The sequence below is a fragment of the Ohtaekwangia kribbensis genome, from assembly GCF_042676245.1.
Classification (GTDB): Bacteria; Bacteroidota; Bacteroidia; order Cytophagales; family Cyclobacteriaceae; genus Ohtaekwangia; species Ohtaekwangia kribbensis.
This window is the reverse complement of record NZ_JBHTKA010000001.1, coordinates 1,814,570-1,830,061: the sequence shown is the minus strand read 5'-3', so window position 1 is coordinate 1,830,061 and position 15,492 is coordinate 1,814,570. Positions and strand designations below refer to the sequence as shown.

The 15,492-nt window shown below is 43.9% G+C and carries 12 protein-coding genes; 6 read left to right on the top strand and 6 right to left on the bottom strand.

The genetic code is table 11. The annotated features are described in order from the left end of the window. The first annotated feature begins 141 nt into the window (after positions 1-141). The 3 genes from ACFQ21_RS07300 to ACFQ21_RS07290 all read left to right on the top strand — a co-directional run bounded on the left by ACFQ21_RS07300 (position 142) and on the right by ACFQ21_RS07290 (position 2,340). Positions 142-480 carry a PadR family transcriptional regulator gene (locus tag ACFQ21_RS07300; protein WP_377576954.1) on the top strand — a complete coding sequence of 113 codons (339 nt, stop codon included), beginning with the start codon at positions 142-144 and terminating at the stop codon, positions 478-480. Beyond that, on the top strand, positions 477-1,082 hold the full coding sequence (locus tag ACFQ21_RS07295) for a hypothetical protein (protein WP_377576951.1): 606 nt from the start codon (positions 477-479) through the stop codon (positions 1,080-1,082). The genes ACFQ21_RS07300 and ACFQ21_RS07295 overlap by 4 nt, the downstream gene beginning before the upstream one ends. 64 nt (positions 1,083-1,146) lie before the next feature. Next, entirely contained in the window at positions 1,147-2,340 is a 1,194-nt protein-coding gene (locus ACFQ21_RS07290) for a hypothetical protein (protein WP_377576948.1), read from the top strand. A 71-nt stretch (positions 2,341-2,411) separates the two neighbouring features. Here the strand turns inward: ACFQ21_RS07290 and nth are convergent, their stop codons facing one another. Further along, positions 2,412-3,047, bottom strand: a complete 636-nt coding sequence (gene nth / locus ACFQ21_RS07285) for an endonuclease III (RefSeq protein ID WP_377576945.1) — start codon at positions 3,045-3,047, stop codon at positions 2,412-2,414. Between the two features lie 39 nt (positions 3,048-3,086). After that, positions 3,087-4,307 carry an exo-beta-N-acetylmuramidase NamZ family protein gene (locus ACFQ21_RS07280; protein ID WP_377576942.1) on the bottom strand — a complete coding sequence of 407 codons (1,221 nt, stop codon included), beginning with the start codon at positions 4,305-4,307 and terminating at the stop codon, positions 3,087-3,089. A gap of 90 nt (positions 4,308-4,397) precedes the next feature. Here ACFQ21_RS07280 and ACFQ21_RS07275 point away from each other — a divergent pair, with 90 nt between their 5' ends. Both ACFQ21_RS07275 and ACFQ21_RS07270 read left to right on the top strand, forming a co-directional pair. Continuing rightward, a complete protein-coding gene (locus ACFQ21_RS07275) occupies positions 4,398-5,618 on the top strand; it encodes an ABC transporter permease (protein ID WP_377576939.1) in 1,221 nt (406 codons plus the stop codon). A gap of 93 nt (positions 5,619-5,711) precedes the next feature. After that, on the top strand, positions 5,712-6,269 hold the full coding sequence (locus tag ACFQ21_RS07270) for a hypothetical protein (RefSeq protein WP_331966117.1): 558 nt from the start codon (positions 5,712-5,714) through the stop codon (positions 6,267-6,269). 56 nt (positions 6,270-6,325) lie between these two features. Here the strand turns inward: ACFQ21_RS07270 and ACFQ21_RS07265 are convergent, their stop codons facing one another. The 4 genes from ACFQ21_RS07265 to ACFQ21_RS07250 form a co-directional block, all read right to left on the bottom strand. After that, complete coding sequence (locus tag ACFQ21_RS07265) at positions 6,326-7,078, bottom strand: polyprenol monophosphomannose synthase (RefSeq protein WP_377576936.1); 753 nt, start codon at positions 7,076-7,078, stop codon at positions 6,326-6,328. A gap of 232 nt (positions 7,079-7,310) precedes the next feature. Next, complete coding sequence (locus ACFQ21_RS07260) at positions 7,311-8,084, bottom strand: succinate dehydrogenase/fumarate reductase iron-sulfur subunit (protein WP_377576933.1); 774 nt, start codon at positions 8,082-8,084, stop codon at positions 7,311-7,313. A 9-nt stretch (positions 8,085-8,093) separates the two neighbouring features. Then, entirely contained in the window at positions 8,094-10,031 is a 1,938-nt protein-coding gene (locus ACFQ21_RS07255) for a fumarate reductase/succinate dehydrogenase flavoprotein subunit (protein WP_377576930.1), read from the bottom strand. Positions 10,032-10,078: 47 nt separating this feature from the next. After that, positions 10,079-10,750 (bottom strand): succinate dehydrogenase cytochrome b subunit, encoded by a 672-nt coding sequence (locus ACFQ21_RS07250; RefSeq protein WP_377576927.1) that lies wholly within the window; start codon positions 10,748-10,750, stop codon positions 10,079-10,081. 484 nt (positions 10,751-11,234) lie between these two features. On the opposite strand from ACFQ21_RS07250, the gene dnaE reads away from it, so the two are divergent. Beyond that, positions 11,235-15,425: a DNA polymerase III subunit alpha gene (dnaE, locus tag ACFQ21_RS07245; RefSeq protein WP_377576924.1), complete on the top strand. Its 4,191-nt coding sequence runs from the start codon at positions 11,235-11,237 to the stop codon at positions 15,423-15,425. The last annotated feature ends 67 nt before the right edge of the window (positions 15,426-15,492 follow it).

Sequence of the window (15,492 nt, the reverse complement as noted above, 5' to 3'; positions counted from 1 at the left end):
CGGGCTGGCTGCAAGAGGGTGTACGCGTGGTTAGCGTGCATCGGATGTAATTACAGCAATGTTCATTTTTTTTTGTGCATAGTACATTGAAGATTAATATATTTTGTTTTGATACATCATAATTCTATGTATATTCGTTCTATGTATTCGAAAGAACTGCTGAAAGGTACGCTCACGGCTATAATTTTGAAATTACTGGCGGATCATGAGAAAATGTACGGCTATGAAATTTCGCAGCACGTAAAGGAATTGACGGGTGGTAAGATTCATCTGAAGGATGGTTCGCTATATCCGGCCTTGCAGAAGATGACGGCCGATGGATTGCTTTCCTATAAAGAAGAGTATATAGGGAAACGCGTTCGCAAGTACTATTTCTTAACAAAGAAAGGGCAGAAGGAAAAAATAGCTTACCTCGAAGAGCTTAAGGATTTTATTGGTACACTGAACAAGATTGTTTTTCCGCAATTGAAATCGATATGACGCTGTCCGAAGAACAGGTAGAGTATATACGAAGTCGCGTGAAACATGGCGGTATAGGTATAAGAGCGCTGCAGGACGATGTGCTGGATCATTTATGTTGTGTGGTAGAGTTGAAGATGGAAGAAGATATACCGTTTGATGTAGCGCTCACGAAGGCGATACAGGAATTCGCCCCGGAGGGATTGGCAGAGATTGAACAGGAAACGCTTTTATTGTTAAACGCTAAACTGATGAACATGAAAAAGATTATGTATGGCATCGGATTCGCCTCTACGAGCGGTATGAGTATGGGTGTTACGTTCAAACTTTTACATATGCCGGGTGGCGATCAATTGGTAACGTATGGCTTTCTGACCTTCGCACTTATTTTCTTGCCACTGGCAGTGATCAATCATTTTAAAGTAAATCTTCAGGCTCCGTGGACAGATCGTGCCCGCATCATTCTGGGTATCTTAAGCGCACTTGCTACAGGCATGGCTGTTGTATTCAAATTGTTTCACCTGCAATGGGCCGATGTGCTTTTACTTACGGGAGCCGGGCTGTTCAGCTTTGGTTTTCTACCATTTTTGTTTTTTACGATGTATAAGAGGTCGATATCGTGATTGTACGGGGAGAATTTTAAAAACGAAGCGTGTATATTGGAAGAACATTCTAAATACCCCACGAATGAATTTCCCAAAATACTTTTCGCTGATCGTGGCAACAGTTTTTTTATTGGGTTGCAAGGAGGATGATGAAGTTGTGCCGGGCGGTGATGACGCTCGCCTCGTTCATGTGAATGTGGCTGATGCTGTGGTCATGTTCTCCGAAGAAAATCCTCAAAAACCAATTGAGGTTAAAGGACATGTATACCTTCATGAAACTTTATATAAAGTCGGAGCGACTGGATCATTGATAGAAGCGGGGTTTACCATTGAAGGAAAATCAAAGGGTGGATTTGATACCTATGTAGTTAACGATATCGATGATCAGTACTTTTTGATTTCATTCTACAGACGTGAGGAGTCGTACTTCATTAACAAGAAGACTGGTGAAGCGATCGAAACAAAATATATTCTTACAGATGAATTATCTTCGGAATATGCAATCTTCCAGGATAAGTACTTTTACTATGGTGATCTTGATAACAGGGAACACGTCATCACCAGGTATTTGCGTGAAGAGGCAACCGATGATGAAATAGTAATGGATGCATTCGATAAACTATATGTTGATAGAGAAGGGGTTCTTTATTATACTTTGCAGGATGAACTGTATGCATATGTTGACGGTTGGCCCGCGAAAGTAGTTGATAATTGCAAGTTGGTTTATAACGATGTATACGGAAATCTATATGCAGTGGCGGAAGGCGGCATAATATACTTTATAGGTGACGGCACCATAAAGGGAAATACATACCTTACGATGAGTATGGATGTCGGGTTCAAGCCGCAATCATCAGCTGTTGTTGGTGGTGGGGTGACATTAGGACTGTTTAAAGACGAGGAGTTTGATTGCTACCTGTATAATTTTGAACGAAACAAAACGATGATGAAGATACGGGAGAACAGTCCAGGCTTTGAAGCAATAGCAATGGATTCCTCCGGTACCGTATTGTCAATCTTCTTCAGCGAAAACGATCAGAGAGCTATTATGCATGTAGATGTTTCTGATTCTACCAGGACTGAAACGGTTGTGCAAACGAGTCTTGATGACCCAATAGAAAATATATATACCATCAATGAAGATATGGTAATACTACCCGTTTGCGAACAGGTAGGTGACATTGAATGTCTCACCTATATAAAATATATGAAGCATGATGGTTCAGTTTATCTCTTGTCAGACAAGAAACGATATGGTACTATCATAAAGTTGTAAGCTATATGGCCGTGTGAAGCTGCTAAGTTTCCTCGCGGTTCACAGCTCAAAGCTCGCAACTAGCCTTTCAGCTAGTCGCGCAGTTCCTTCCGCATATACTTCGAACAAATCGGACACTCCATCCACTGGTGTCCCCGGGCGGGGCAAAACTTTCTGCCGAAGTATATAAATTGTAGGTGGACTTTATTCCATTTCTCTTTTGGAATCCGTCGCTTCAGGTCGTGCTCGGTTTGCTCTACACTTTTACCGTTGGTTAATGCCCAGCGATAGGCAAGACGATGTATATGTGTATCAACCGGGAAGGCAGGAATACCAAACCACTGCGTCATCACAACCGATGCTGTTTTATGTCCTACAGCCGGAAGTTCTTCGAGTGCTTCAAATGTATTAGGTACTTCACCGTTATACTTGTCGATTAATATCTGCGATAAACCATATATACCCTTCGATTTCATAGGAGAGAGTCCGCAGGGTCTGATGATGTCACGGATTTCCTCTACCGACATCTTTACCATGTCATACGGATTATCCGCACGTTTGAAAAGAGTCGGTGTTGTTTTGTTTACGCGCTCATCGGTGCATTGAGCCGAGAGTAAAACAGATACGAGTAATGTATAGGCGTCTTTATGATGCAACGGCACTTCCGGCTCCGGAAAGTAGTGGTCGAGTATAGCCAGAATGTCGTTTACTTTTTCAGCTTTCGTCATAGAATAATTACCGGTATAAATAACGATCGGTATAACCGCTTATGGATATAACAGGTACTTCTCTCTTTTCTTTTTATATTCTTCCAAACCGGCTTTCCACGTTTCGCGTATCTGCTCTTCGGTAAGTCCGTCTTTGATCTGCTGTTTCAATTCGGTAGTACCGGCAAGTGTATCGAAGTAAGGAACAAAGAATTTTTCCTTATCCGGATAGGCTTTATAGAGTTGGATTACATAGCTGAGATCAATTCTTCTCGCAACTGGTACATTTCGCAGATCAAGCCCGTAGCATAATTTGTTTTCGAGTGGTGGCGAAGTAGACATGCCTGGTATACTCACCGGTGTAAATTGAAAAGGCATGTTTTTTAACTCCGGATTTCCGAGTATCTGGAAAGGAATTTGTGTTCCGCGTCCTACACTGATCACAGTACCTTCAAACAAACAGATTGATGGATACAAGCGTATAGCCTGATCGTTGGGCAGGTTTGGTGACGGGCGTACCGGCAGCGAGTAATCATCCGTGTGTTTCCAGTTCTTCATCTGTATCACCTCGATGTCGCATTTAACATGATTGGTGAGCCAGCCTTCTCCGTTAATCATGTGCGCCAGCTCTCCAACGGTAAGTCCGTGTGTAATCGGTATAGTATGCATCGCCACCAACGACTTCAGCGGATATTGGTTGATCGGCCCATCCACATACGCATTCGGGTTGGGTCTGTCGAGAATAAACATTTTTTTATGCAACTCGGCACAAGCCTCCATCATATAGTGCATGGTGCTGATATAGGTATAGAATCGTGTGCCCACATCCTGAATGTCGAACACAACTATATCTACATTGCTGAGTTGCTCGGGTGTAGGTTTATAGTTTTTACCATAGAGCGATACTACGGGTAAACCTGTTTTGCTGTCAATACCATCTTTCACATGCTCTCCATCGGCAGCAGCACCGCGAAAGCCGTGCTCCGGACCGAAGATCTTCACGAGGTTTGCTCCCAGGCTTTTCAACGTATCGGCCAGGTGTCTCTTGCCGACTATGGAAGTCTGATTTACCACGAGTGCTACACGCTGGTTCTGCAATTTGCTCAATAGCACATCAAGCTGCTCGGCACCCAACGCAAGCTTGCCGGGTTTCGTAGCAGGTGCAGGCTGTTCTGCAACCGGAGGCTTCTCAATGGGAGGCGGTGTGGTGGTGGCGGTTGTATTTTTAGGACTGCGACAGGCAATACTGGCCAGCAACAGGAACAACAATTTTATTCTCATACACAGTTATTAAAAGATGATAGTCTTTGATGGCGGCTTTTCAAATCCTATTTTGCATCAATCATTGCGCTGAAAAGTTAGTAAGAAGAGTTGAACCTTTCGTATTTCATATCCAAAAGAATAAGCCGCGAACAAAAGCAAGGCTTCTCATCTACCATTCATCGCATCGCGATCTTCAGTATTGGTATTGGATTAGGTGCTGCTATTATTTCGTTTCTGATTATGAAAGGTTTTCAGGAAACGGTGAAGAACAAGATATATAGTTTCAGCGGCCACCTGATGATTACACGCTTTACAATGAACAACTCCACGGACGAACAACCGATGAAGTTTCATATAGATGTATATGATCACCCGGAGCGCTATCCGAATGTTCGCCACGTACAGGAGTTCTCACATAAAGCTGGGCTGGTAAAAACAGATGAAGAAGTATTGGGTGTAGTGATGAAAGGAGTGGGGAAAAGTTTTGACATAAAATCATTCGGGGAAAATTTACTCGAAGGAAAATTTATAGAGTTCCCGGACTCGGGCTATGCAAACCAGGTTGTTATCAGCAAGATCATCGCCGATAAACTTAATCTGAAAGTTGGTGATAACATCATTGTTCATTTCTTTCAGAATCCTCCACGCTTCCGAAAGCTTAAAGTGGCTGGTATCTATGAAACGAATCTCTCTGAATATTTTGATAGTAAAGTAATTATAGGAGATATACGATTGATCCAGCGATTGAATGACTGGTCCGATAGCCTCGCAGGAGGTATTGAAGTGTTTACCAACGATGTTGAGCACATCGATGACACCGGTCTCGCTATAGGGCAAAAGATGGATTTCGATCTGAACATTGAACGTGTCAGCGATCGGTATCAGCAAGTGTTTGAGTGGCTCAACCTGTTAAGCCGTCAGGTAAATATTCTGCTTGGCATTATTCTTACAGTAGTGTGCGTCAATATGATTTCTATTGTATTGATATTAGTAATGGAGCGAACCCAGATGATTGGTATGTTGAAAGCACTGGGTGGAGGTGATAAACTGATACGCTCGATCTTTGTTTACCAGGGTGTGAGTCTTATACTGAAAGGCCTGCTGTTAGGCAACGTAATTGGTTTGGGATTGTGTTATCTGCAATATCGGTTCAAATTCGTTAAATTGAATCCACACGATTATTATATGAGCGTTGTGCCCATTAGCTGGCATTGGGAAATCGTGGGATTATTAAACCTGACTACCTTCCTGGTCGTTACGGTGGTGCTGCTGGTACCAACGATGGTAATTACGCGCGTAAGCCCGATAAAGGCGATTCGTTTTGATTAATGTTAATCAATGTTAATAATCGTTTAAACTTCAAATAATTTCCTACTTTTGTTATTGTAAGGAGCCCACCTTATACAGAAATGTTTTAATGTCATGCAATTAAAATTCAAAAATCCTGTCAGGCCTGACCTGACATCAACAATCCAGAAGCGAAACCGCAGGCTTCAAGCGTTTTTTAATGCTAAAAACCTCGATGTGCGGTTGCACGGTGATGCACAGAATCCGCTCATGGTATTATGCGGATGTGTTGGTCTGTCTGCTTATGTTCACAACTTTGACTTGCGCATGTTGGACAAGCCCAACCAAGGCGAAGTAATGCGGATTTTCAAGCTGACGGAAATTGTACAAGGTACACGCGAAGATGTTGTAGAATGGCTGCAGAAATATCCGCAAATGCCACTTTACCGCATTCAGCATGCAAACAGCAAATTGTTTTTATGTGGTTTTAACTTTGTTGATCGTGAGCAGAAGTTGGGTCGCTACCCTGTTTTTGCAAGAGAAGATTATCACATCTACAAACAACGCGAAGCTGCGGAAGACATTCTCAACATGCTAAAGGAAGATGGCTACGAAGCCGAGATCACCGAACCGGATCTGGAGTTGGTGAAGTCGCACGTAGGACCTATCACTTTCGTAGGCTTGCAGGATTAGGCTTTCAAAACACTTTAATCTTAGTGGTTGATCTGAAAAAGGTCAACCATTTTTTTTTAGGGCTGTGCCGGTATATATTTCTTGAACCAGCTCTGGATCGTCATCTGTAAAACACCAAAAAATGCTTCCTTGAAAATGCCAGGCGACATTTTGGATTCTCCGCGGGTGCGATCAGTAAAAATGATAGGTACTTCTTTCAATACAAAGCCGAACTTCCAGGCTATAAATTTCATTTCGATCTGGAAAGCATACCCAACAAATCGGATCTGGTCGAGTGGTATAGTTTCCAATACTTTGCGGCTATAGCATACAAAGCCGGCCGTGGTATCGTGCACCGGTATACTGGTGATGAGGCGCACATAACTGCTCGCAAAATAGGAGAGCAGCACGCGGCCCATAGGCCAGTTCACTACATTAACTCCGGTGGCGTAACGCGACCCGATCGATACATCGCTTCCAAACTCAGCACACGACAGGTATAGATGTACCAGGTCTTTCGGATCGTGTGAAAAATCAGCATCCATTTCCAATATATAGTCATAGCCGCGTTCAAGCGCAAACTTGAAACCGGTAATATAGGCTGTACCCAGGCCAAGTTTACCGGGGCGCTTCAGTAAATGTAGCTTTGTTTCGGTGGGCGTGTTGTAAGCCTCCTGGAGTTGCTCCACGATTTGCGCGGTGCCATCCGGAGAATTATCATCAACAATCAGGATGTGAAATTCCTTGGGTAATGCAAATACAGTATCAATGATCGAGCGAATATTCTCCCGTTCCTTATAGGTAGGAATTATGACAATTGCATTACTCACGACTTCCTTTTGGTTACTGGCAAATCTATAAAAAGTAAAAAACTAAACAATCGATTTAAGATTTACCCATAGTAAATTTAATACGCACATGCATCCTTTTAATTTCTGTAAATGCTGAATATTTCTGAAGCAGCCTGAATTGCGTATACGGTAGTTGATTCGCAAATAAAAAAACGAAAGGCCGAATGTTACTTCAGCCTTTCGTTTTCTATTTGATTGCAAGACTTTCTGTCTAGTGTCCTTCGCCCGTTGAAACTGTTTCCTGGGAACCGAATGATGCCGCAAAGTAATCGCGGTTCATGCGGGCAATGTTGGTCAGCTTAATTTCTTTCGGACATTCAGCTTCGCAAGCTCCGATGTTAGTACAGTTACCAAAACCTTCTTCGTCCATTTGACTTACCATCGACATCGCTCTGCGGTCGCGTTCTGGTTGCCCTTGCGGTAACAAAGCCAGTTGCGAAATTTTAGCAGACACAAACAACATCGCTGAAGAGTTCGGGCAAGCCGCTACGCAGGCACCGCAGCCTATACATGCAGCAGCATCCATTGCTTTTTCAGCATCGTCTTTATTTACAGGAAGGTTGTTGGCATCTTGTGCCTGACCTGTATTTACACTCACAAAACCTCCGGATGCAATGATGCGGTCAAATGCATTACGATCCGTTACAAGATCTTTGATGATTGGAAATGCTTTCGATCTCCAGGGCTCTACATAGATTGTATCACCATCGTTGAACGTACGCATATATAGCTGGCATGTAGTGGCTGCATGGTGCGGGCCGTGTGCACGACCGTTGATATACATGCTGCACATACCACAGATACCTTCACGGCAATCATGATCAAACGCAATAGGCTCTTCACCTTTACGCACCAGGTTGTCGTTCAATATGTCAATCATTTCCAGGAACGACATGTCTGCATTGACGTTATCAATGCTATAGTCTACTAACTTACCTGGCGTATTAGCATTTTTCTGGCGCCAAACCTTTAAGTTAAATTTCATGATCCCTTATTATTTATAGCTTCTTGTTTGCATTTCAATGTTCTCGTAAACCAAAGCCTCCTTGTGAAGCACAGGATCTGAATCTACGGAAGTATGTTCCCATGCTGCTACGTAAGCGTACTTTTCGTCATCACGCTTCGCTTCGCCTTCTTCCTGGTATTCTTCACGGAAGTGACCACCGCATGATTCATTTCTGTTCAAGGCATCGACCACCATTAGCTCACCCAGTTCAATGAAGTCGGCCACACGACCGGCTTTGTCAAACTCAGGGTTAAATTCATTCAGTGAGCCCGGAATATTTACGTTGCTCCAGAACTCCTTGCGCAAATCCTGAATCATCTTTCTCGCTTTTGTCAGACCTTCTGCAGTGCGGGCCATACCGCAGTACTCCCACATGATCTTGCCCAACTGCTTATGCAGGTCATCAACTGTTTTCTTTCCTTTGATGCTGATGAGTTTTTCAGCACGAGCCTGAACTTCTTTCTCTGCTTCCACAAACGCAGGGTGATCAAGCGCTATAGGCTTTGTAAATATTTCCCCAGACAGATAGTTTCCTATAGTATATGGAATTACAAAGTACCCATCGGCAAGACCTTGCATCAAAGCAGAAGCACCGAGGCGGTTCGCACCGTGATCGCTGAAGTTTGCTTCACCTAAACAGTATAAACCTTTAATAGATGTCATCAGTTCATAGTCTACCCAAAGTCCACCCATCGTATAGTGAACGGCAGGGTATATTTTCATAGGAGTCTTCAGCGGATCTTCGTTGGTGATGTTCTGATACATCGGGAACAATTCACCGTAACGAGCCTTCACTACATCTACACCAAGGCGTTTAATAGCGTCTGCAAAATCCAGGAATACACCAAAGCCTGATGGAACAATACCGCGGCCATCATCGCATGCTTCTTTTGCTGCACGTGAGGCTATATCACGAGGACACAGGTTTCCGTAGGAAGGATATTTTCTTTCGAGGTAGTAATCGCGATCCTCCTCTCTGATGTCTTCCGGTTTCTTTTTGCCTTCGCGAATTGCTTTAGCATCTTCTCTTGTCTTCGGTACCCACACACGACCATCGTTACGCAACGATTCAGACATCAGCGTAAGCTTGGATTGATAGTCGCCGGTTACCGGTATACAAGTCGGGTGAATTTGAGTATAGCAAGGATTGGCAAAGTATGCACCCTTCTTGTGAGCTTTCCAGGCAGCCGTTACGTTGCTACCCATAGCGTTGGTAGAAAGGAAGAACACGTTACCGTATCCGCCCGTTGCCAGAATTACTGCGTGGCCAAAGTAGCGTTCCAGTTTACCGGTGATGAGGTTACGGGCAATGATACCACGTGCCTTACCATCGATGGTAACTACTTCCACCATCTCATGGCGGTTATACATCTTTACATTTCCTAAGCCCACCTGGCGCTCCAACGCACCGTATGCACCCAGCAACAATTGTTGTCCGGTTTGTCCGCGGGCATAGAACGTACGCGATACCTGCGCACCACCGAAAGAGCGGTTGTCAAGCAAGCCACCGTACTCACGTGCAAACGGTACACCTTGTGCTACGCACTGATCGATAATATTTCTGGATACATCAGCCAGTCGGTATACATTGGCTTCGCGTGCGCGGAAGTCGCCACCTTTTATAGTATCATAGAACAAACGGTAAACAGAGTCTCCATCGTTCTTATAGTTCTTTGCTGCGTTAATGCCACCTTGTGCTGCAATAGAGTGCGCACGTCTTGGTGAATCCTGAAAGCAAAATGCTTTTACTTTATATCCGAGTTCTGCCAGGGTTGCTGCGGCAGATGCACCGGCAAGTCCTGTACCTACTACTATTACTTCTACTTTACGTTTATTAGCCGGGTTAACCAGCTTTGCATGTTCTTTATAGTTACTCCACTTCTCGGCCAGCGGACCGGTTGGAATTTTAGAATCAAGTGCAGCCATATCTTTTTGTTTGAGAAACTATCAATCTGTTAATCTTCCGGAATACTTTATTGAATCCACTTGAAGTAAATGGATATCGGCATCATTGCGAAAATGAATGGCACCACAATAGAGAAGGCTGTGCCGACAAAAGTGATTGTCTTGTTATACTTCACGTGGTTCAGACCCAGTGACTGGAATGAACTTCTGAAACCGTGGAGCAAATGCCAGAAGAGTGAGAAACATCCAAGAAGATAGAGTACTACGATCAATGGATTCTGGAATATATCCAGCATCATTTGATAGAGTGGTAACTCTTCACCTTCAACAAACTGATGGGTACGGTTTGGAATCCAGAAGTGCGCTGTATGCATGATGAGGAACAACAGGATGAGTGTACCGAGTAAACCCATGCTTCTGCTATACCACTTGCTTTTCTCCGGGTGCTTTACATAGCTATATTTAACGGGACGCGCATCGCGGTTTTGTTTCCAGAGCAACAGCCCTTCGTAGATGTGCAGTAAAAATCCAATGATCAATCCGATTTCTAAAGTCCGGATAATGGTGTTTGTCCCCATAAAGTGCCCCCAGTGTGTAAAGGTGGCCCCGCCATCGTTAAAGAAAATCATCGCGTTAATGGTGCAATGAATTACCAGGAAACTGATCAGAAATAACCCGGTGAGCGCCATTACGAATTTCTTACCGAGTGAACTCGTAAGAATTTTGGTGAACCAATTCATAGTTAATTGTGCCTTGTAGAATTTTTGCGAAAAATAGTTCTCAAAGCCTATTTCACCAAAGACAAGTATACTTTATAAAAATTCTAAATAGAGAACAATCACAGGGGTGTCATTGTTACAGGAGCAGCTCGAACAAAAGTATAATGAGTGCAATAACAACCACTGCCAGGAGCAGAAACCATTCTTTGCGAGCAAAACGAGCAATAAGCTTCCATAAGTCTTTCATAGACCGTTAAATATGTTGCGACATGTGCCAACAATCAGGCCTGAAAAATTAAACTTCTGAAAAACAGGTTGTTGAATATATTCACAGATAAGGAAGCTTGAAATTTTTGATTCATTCCTGCATTAAAATTCCCAATACTGGATGCTGCTGATACGAAAAATGTACAGGAATATTCTCGTCAAGAAGAAACTTTTGAGCACGAAAAAGTACTTCTTAAAAAGTAACTTTGTGCTAAAACCACTAATCGGATAATCGCTGATGTATTTAATCTTTGATACGGAAACCACAGGTATTCCGCATAATAAGACCGCACCTATAACTGACCTCGACAACTGGCCCAGGCTCGTGCAGCTAGCCTGGCAACTTCACGATAGCAACGGTAAACTCATCTCCAACCACAATTATATAGTTAAGCCCGAAGGATTTGATATACCCTATAAGGCTGAGCAGATACACGGAGTTTCTACGAAACGCGCCCTGGCAGAAGGACACGATCTTTTTACCGTACTCAGTACATTTATACAGGATCTTTCGAAAACATCTTTACTGGTCGGACACAATATTGAATTCGATATCAATATTATAGGCGCCGAGTTTATTCGGAAGAGCCTGGCGCCCGAACAATTTACCAACCTCGACAGAATTGATACTGGTATAGCTTCGACAGAGTTTTGTCAATTGACCGGAGGTATAGGGGGGCGTTTAAAGATGCCACGCCTCATCGAGCTGCACCAAAAACTTTTTGGTAAAGACTTTGGCGATGCGCACGATGCTGCCTACGATGTTGCCGCAACGGCACGATGCTATTTCGGCTTGATCAAGCAAAAAGTAGTAAAGCCTTTTGATGATACACCGTTTGATGCTATCGTATATGAAGAACCTAATCTTGATGCAGCAAACTTTGCCAAGAAAGAGAAACGGAAAGATGCTTCATACTCGCTGAAGGATGAACCGGTTGTATTAACCGATAAACCTTTTGTACACCTGCATGCACATTCGCAATACTCCGTACTGCAGGCAACGCCCGATATAAAATCCATGGTGGCAAAAGCCAAGGCGTTGAATATGCCAGCGGTTGCACTTACTGATTTGGGTAATATGTATGGTGCGTTCAAGTTTGTGCGCGAAGCATTAAACCACGAATTGAAACCTATAGTAGGTTGCGAGTTCTATATAGCAGAGGAACGTAAGAAGTTAAAGTTTACAAAAGATAATCCAGACAAGCGCTATAACCAGGTGTTGATCGCCAAGAATAAAGATGGTTATCACAACCTGGCCAAGCTTAGCTCATACGGTTTCATTGAAGGATTGTATGGTATATTTCCGCGTATTGATAAAGCGCTGGTCGAAGAGTATAAAAATAATCTGATCGCTATCACGGGTGGCCTCTCCAGCGAAGTGCCGCACCTTATTCTGAACGTTGGTGAGAAGCAAGCTGAAGAAGCTTTCAAGTGGTGGCACAATCTGTTTGGCGAAGATTTCTATGTAGAGTTAAACCGACATGGTATACCGGAAGAAGATCACGTGAATGAAGTGCTGCTTCGCTTTGCAGAGAAGCATGGTGTAAAATATTTTGCAGCCAACGAATCATACTACCTCGATAAAGAAGAAGCCAATGCCCACGATGTATTGTTGTGTATAAAGGAAGGTGAATTCAAATCGACACCGATCGGGTATGGTCGTGGACATCGGTATGGTTTAGCGAATACAGAGTATTACTTCAAGTCGCAGGATGAAATGAAATCCATTTTCCGCGATTTACCACAAGCGATCGAAACAATCAGTGAGATACTCGATAAGATCGAAAGCTATAAACTCGATCGTAACGTACTGCTTCCGAAGTTCGATATACCGAAAGAGTTTAACACCGAAGATGAATACCTGCGCCACCTCACGTACGAAGGTGCGCGGAAGAAATACGAAGAGATTACACCAAATATACAGGAGCGTCTTGACTTCGAATTGGAAACCATTCAGAAGACAGGGTATCCTGGTTACTTCCTCATTGTACAAGACTTTACCTCGAAGGCGCGTGAGATGGGTGTATCCGTAGGGCCTGGTCGTGGTTCTGCTGCAGGTTCTGCGGTAGCGTATTGCATCGGTATAACTAACGTAGATCCGATCAAGTACGATTTGCTGTTCGAGCGTTTTCTTAACCCGGACCGTGTATCACTCCCCGATATTGATATTGACTTTGATGATGAAGGTCGCGATCGTGTATTGAAATATGTAATTGATAAATATGGCAAGACACAGGTAGCGCAAATCATTACCTACGGTACGATGGCTGCAAAGTCATCCATACGGGATTGCGCGCGTGTAATGGAACTCCCATTGGCAGATTCGAACTTGCTCGCGAAGATGATTCCGGAGAAACCGGGAACAACACTCGATGCTGCCTTTGAAGAAGTAAAAGAACTGGCCGATATAAAGAAGGGTACAGACTTGCGTGCCGATGTACTCAAGCAAGCTGTCGTGTTGGAAGGTTCTGTAAGAAGCACCGGTACACACGCCTGCGGTGTAATTATTACGCCGGATGATCTGACCAAGTTCGTACCGATGTCTGTTGCGAAAGACTCTGACATGCTGGTAACACAGTTCGATAACAGTGTGGTAGAGAGTGCGGGGTTGTTGAAAATGGACTTCCTCGGGTTAACAACGCTGTCGGTAATTAACACCGCGGTGCGTAACGTGAAGAAGAGCCGCGGTATAACCATAGTAGTAGATGATATACCCCTGGATGATGCCAAGACCTATCAACTCTTTCAGCGAGGCGAAACAGCTGGAACGTTCCAGTTTGAAAGTTTAGGGATGCAGAAATATCTGCGTCAGCTAAAGCCCGATAAATTTGAAGATCTCATCGCCATGAACGCCCTGTATCGTCCGGGCCCAATGGAATATATACCTGCCTTCGTAAATCGTAAACATGGTCGCGAACCGATCAAGTATGATTTACCGGAGATGGAAGAGTTCCTTGCCGAGACCTATGGTATCACAGTGTACCAGGAGCAGGTAATGTTGTTGTCGCAGAAGCTTGCCGGTTTCAGTAAAGGTGATGCCGATGTGCTTCGTAAAGCGATGGGTAAAAAGCAGAAGGCTGTCCTCGACAAGATGAAAGATAAGTTCATCAAAGGATGTGCTGAACGCGGACATGCCAAGGAGATATGTGAGAAGATATGGACCGACTGGGAGGCGTTTGCGCAGTATGCGTTTAATAAATCGCACTCTACGTGTTACTCACTTGTTGCATATCACACCGCATACCTCAAAGCAAATTACCCGGCAGAGTATATGGCCGCTGTATTAACACACTCCCAGAGCAACCTCGAGAGTGTTACGTTCCATATTGAAGAGTGCCGAAGCCTGGGTATAAAAGTATTAGGACCACACGTTAATGAATCCGGTGTATTCTTCGAAGTAAATAAGGATGGCGAGATCCGCTTTGGACTCGGTGCTATTAAAGGTGCCGGTGAAGCAGCCGTAGAAGCGATCATCCAGGAACGTGATGCACGCGGACCGTTCGAAGATATATTTGAGTTTGCCAAGCGTATGAACCAGCGCTCGGTAAATAAAAAGACATTTGAGTGTCTTGCGCTCTCCGGTGCATTTGATTGCTTCCAGGGTATACATCGCAGACAGTATGTATTTGCCAAAGATGGAGATATAAACCTGTTGGAGAAGTCGATTAAGTACGCGGCCAAAACACAACAGGAAGAGCAGAGTGCCCAGGCAAGTTTATTCGGAGGAAGTTCAGGCACAGTAATGCCTAAACCGAAAATAGAATATGTAGAACCGTTTAGTGAAATTGAAAAACTTAATCTCGAAAAAGAAGTGGTGGGTATATATATATCCGGTCACCCGCTTGATAACTTCAAGTTTGAGATGGAAAAGTTCTGTACCGTAACCTGCAGTCAGCTAGGAGAACTTGATCCGATGCTGGGGAGGGAACTGAAATTAGGTGGTATAGTTTCAGGCGTAGAGCACCGCACTACCAAAACGGGTAAGCCCTTTGGTAAATTTACCATGGAAGACTATAACGGTAACTATACCTTTACCCTGTTTGGAGAAGACTACCTGAAGTTTAAAAACTTTATGAACACCGGCTGGTTCCTGTTCATAGAAGGTGCCGTGGTGAAGAACACCTGGGGCCAGCAAAATATAGAGTTCAAGATCAGGAATATAGATTTGCTGAACGAGATAGGGGTGAAGCGAAGCAAGGGGGTTCAATTGAAAATAAACGCACGGGAAATAACCAAAGACCTGATTGGCAAGATAGAAGATGTGTGCATGGAGTTTTCCGGAAACACACCGTTGTACATGAAGATCCGCGATGACCAGGAGAATATTTATCTCGATGTAATGTCGAGGAGGTTCCGGGTTAACCCGATCAACGATATGGTTAAAAAGATGGAGAAGGCAGGGGAACTTGAGGTGGAAGTGGTGTTTTAACGTATGCGGTACCCGCCTTTGCGAACTTGTATACGCAAAGGCTGGAACCTTGAACTAATAAGATTAC